This is a genomic window from Cellulosilyticum ruminicola JCM 14822, from assembly GCF_001311925.1.
In the GTDB taxonomy this organism is placed as follows: domain Bacteria; phylum Bacillota; class Clostridia; order Lachnospirales; family Cellulosilyticaceae; genus Cellulosilyticum; species Cellulosilyticum ruminicola.
This window is the reverse complement of record NZ_BBCG01000121.1, coordinates 1-3923: the sequence shown is the minus strand read 5'-3', so window position 1 is coordinate 3923 and position 3923 is coordinate 1. Positions and strand designations below refer to the sequence as shown.

Genomic DNA, 3923 nt, shown 5'->3' with positions numbered 1-3923 from the left:
TGCGACAGCTCCTTTTTCTCATTTATTCACCTTTGCGTAAACTTTCCATACGTTCTTTTAAATCTTCTGAAAGTGCATCTGATAATAAATTGCGTTCACTAACTTGTGTAGCCCTATAGTTTTCTAATGCCTTTTGACTTACATACTCAATTTCCATTTTCAGTTCTCTTGCAGAAAGAAGTCTGCATCCTGCCCCACGAATAATGACTTGTTCGAGGCCATCAGATGTGGCAACTGTTACAGTATACTGATGCTTATGAATGTGGGCAAACTTTTCAATGTAATGATCGGCTGTTTCAGCTTCTTTCGTATACACTACATGAATATTATGATAATCCATAATTTCTGTACGATGCCCTTGCACACGGTATGCATCAAAAACAGCAATAATTTGACATTTACGAATCCCTTGATAATTACATAGTGCATCTAATAACTTAATTCTTGCGCCATCCATATTTAAATCAGCAAGTTCCTTTAAGTCTTCCCAAGCATAAATAATATTATAGCCATCGACAAGTAAATATTCTTCTCTTACTTCATTAAGCTTAGAACGAATTTGGGTTGATTCATAATAACTTTCACGAGCTGTTTTACGCTTCTTCCACACGGACTTTTCACCCTGGTTGGCATAAAAGGTCTTATTGAGAATTTGATCAATTTCATCTAAACCAATCCATTCCTCCTCGTAACTTTTGCCCTCAATAACTTCATCCATTTTTTCTTCTTTAATTGGCGCTAAGCAACTTTCAATATGCATGTAATCTTTTACTTCATCCCAGCTTACTAAGAAACCTGCACCATGAGCACAAAAGACTGAACCTGTAGGATTTTCAATATCTCTTTCAGAATCATAACCTATCTTCTCAATGACTTCTTCCGCATTATGACAAGGTGCATAACCTTTTAGACTACAAAATAGTCGTCCATGACCTTTAGTATAAGCAATCACTTCTTTTTGATAATTACGCATAGTCACAACTGGCCCACTTCCTGTTAAGGTAATCATCTCTCCATCTGTTTGGGTAATCTCACAAGTTCCTTGCATTTTTTCAATATCTTTCATGGCACGACCTACCATTTTTCTGGAACCTCTAATTGGAAAGCATAATAGGGTTCTAATAAAATAGATTCGGCTTGTTTAAGACCTTGACGCACTGCACGATAAGTCGCTTCTCTAAAGTCACCTCCTTCTGTATGCTTTTTATGGGCACGACCTGAAACAACTGTCATTTTAATATCTGTAATATGTGAACCAGTAAGAACTCCACGATGTGGCTTTTCTGCTAGATGAGTTAAAATCAGGCGCTGCCAGTTTTTCTCTAATACATCTTCGCTACAATCTGTAGTCAATTGAATGCCACTGCTTGCTTCCCCTGGTTCAAGTATAATGTGCACTTCTGCATAATGGCGTAAAGGTTCAAAATGTCCCACACCTTCTACAACATTTTTAATAGTTTCTTTATATAAAATGGTTCCTTCACCAAAGGTTACTTCCATATTAAAGCGTTCACGAATTAGGCTCTGTAAAATCTCAATTTGCACCTCACCCATAATCTGTGCTTCGATTTCTTGTAAATGTTCATTCCACACAATATGCAACTCTGGTTCTTCCTCTTCTAACTGACGCAGTTTAGGCAGCATTAATCTTGGATCACTACCTTCTGGTAATATAATTTGATAAGCCAAAATAGGTTCTAGAATAGGTGCACTTGATGCTTGTTCATTGCCTAAGCCTTCTCCTGGACGTGTTTTGGTTAAACCTGTTACAGCACAAATAGAACCAGCACTCACTTCATTAACTGCTTCAAACTTAGAGCCTGAATAAAGACGAATTTGATTTACCTTTTCTTCCCAGATAGTGCCTTCATTTTCAAAGGTGCCCTCTTGTATTTGCATACGCCTATTAGTAAGGGTATCTTTTACCTTCAAAGTTCCACTAGTTACTTTCATATAAGTTAAACGATTACCTTGCTCATCACGGGCAATCTTAAAAATCTTAGCACCAAAAGTTTCTCCATATGTAGGCATGACTGTGTACATGTCTAAACTTTGCATAAAGGCTTCCACACCTTCAAGCTTTAAAGCTGAACCAAAGAAACAAGGAAATACCTTACGCTCACTAATAGCTTGTATGATTTCAGTTTTTTCAATCATACCATTTTCTAAAAAAACTTCCATTAAAGCTTCATCACACATGGCAATCTGATCATAAAACGCTTCCGACTGCATATCCTCAAATGGAACACAGCCTTCATCTAAACGTTTTTTTAATTCTTCTATAAGCTTATCTTTATCTGTCCCTCTTTGATCCATTTTATTAATAAAGATAAAAGTTGGAATCTGATAAAGTTTTAATAAACGCCATAAAGTTTGTGTATGCCCTTGCACACCATCCGCACCACTGACAACTAAAATTGCATAATCTAGTACTTGTAAAGTACGTTCCATTTCTGCTGAAAAATCCACATGTCCTGGTGTGTCTAATAAAGTTACTTGCATATTTCCGATTTCAAACATAGCTTGTTTTGAAAAAATTGTAATACCTCTAGATTTCTCTAATTGATAGGTATCTAAGTAGCATCTTGATTATCTACACGGCCTAATTTTCTAATCTTACCACTTAAATAAAGCATACTTTCTGATAATGTGGTTTTCCCAGCATCTACATGGCTAATATGCCTATACAATACTTTTTTATTTTACTATTACTCATCATTTCATCCTTTACTTAAAATTAATCTCAATATCCTAAAAATATTATAAAAAAACAAACATTTATGTCTATGGTGTTATATTCTCAAAACAATAGAATACGGTTGATTTTACTTTATTCCCTTCCTTATCTTTTTTATAAAGCCTGAGTTGATAGTATTGGTAGCTATTTTTCTTTAGAAACTGCTTAATTTCCTGTGTACTCACTACAAACTGAATTTGATCAATTTGTTCTCTCAAATAGCCCATTTCTTGTTCAAGACGATTTTGACTAATTAATCCTAGTGCACGTGCTTTGACAATTTCTTTCTCTGTACGTTTAAAGAGCTCCTCACGTTTTCTAATTTTAATAATATGGGCAATATTACAACTTCTAATAAAATTTGATGCCATTTTCTCATCATAAGGTATTTCTATATAATTTTCTCCTGTACATTCGTACTTTTGAAATGATTCATTCCAAGTGATTTGACTATAAGGACAACAAACATAAAGATATTCTTTAAGGTATCGGTAAAAACTTGCTTCATTTATAAAAATACGTTTCCACTTCTGAACCTGCATCTCTAAAAAGTGTAAATCTGGGCGATGCTCTAAAGTAAAGTATTCCACGGCTCCTTGAGGTGCAACAATATAATCCACCTCTGGAATAACATTAAAGCGTACATGTTTTTCATCTATATCTAAAAGTTTTGCAATATCTTCTACTAATAATGTATAACCATCTTTCTCAATAGCCTGTTTCATTCCTTTTAAAACGGCTTTTTGTCTTTTTTCAAGTGCTTCATCATAACGTATTTTAACATCTTCATATTTGAGCCCTTTTTTTTCTAACTGCTTAAGATATTCTTTCAAATGTTTTTCATTTGGAAAGTAAATTGTACTTTGATCACTCATTGTTTTCTCCCTATATTGTTATATTTTATATGTTATTACATTGTTGTTTAGTTACTAACTTTTATTTCCATTGACATGAAAATAGCCAGCATCCTGAGGTTTAATATAATTGCTAGACCATACCAAACACAAAGGAGCTGACTATAGACAATTATATTACTTTATTCGAAAAATTTATAGGCCTTATCGATTGGAAATTACTTCAAAAACATACTGTTAAACTAAATACTGATTTTAAAAAGAATAAATTTTTTACACATGAACACCTTGCAAGTATGATTTATTTTCATATTTGTGAACATGATGGACTT

General features: G+C 33.9%; 1 protein-coding gene and 1 pseudogene. Both read right to left on the bottom strand.

Translation table 11 applies throughout. From position 1 onward, the window contains the following. Positions 1–22 precede the first annotated feature (22 nt). Positions 23–2636 (bottom strand): annotated as a pseudogene (locus tag JCM14822_RS24690) (NYN domain-containing protein). A gap of 148 nt (positions 2637–2784) precedes the next feature. After that, positions 2785–3612 carry a hypothetical protein gene (locus tag JCM14822_RS18035; protein WP_054743992.1) on the bottom strand — a complete coding sequence of 276 codons (828 nt, stop codon included), beginning with the start codon at positions 3610–3612 and terminating at the stop codon, positions 2785–2787. Positions 3613–3923 lie beyond the last annotated feature (311 nt).

Bases quoted from the DNA above. Each gene is read 5' to 3' on its own strand.
- JCM14822_RS18035 (WP_054743992.1), bottom strand. From the start codon at position 3,612: ATGAGTGATCAAAGTACAATTTACTTTCCAAATGAAAAACATTTGAAA.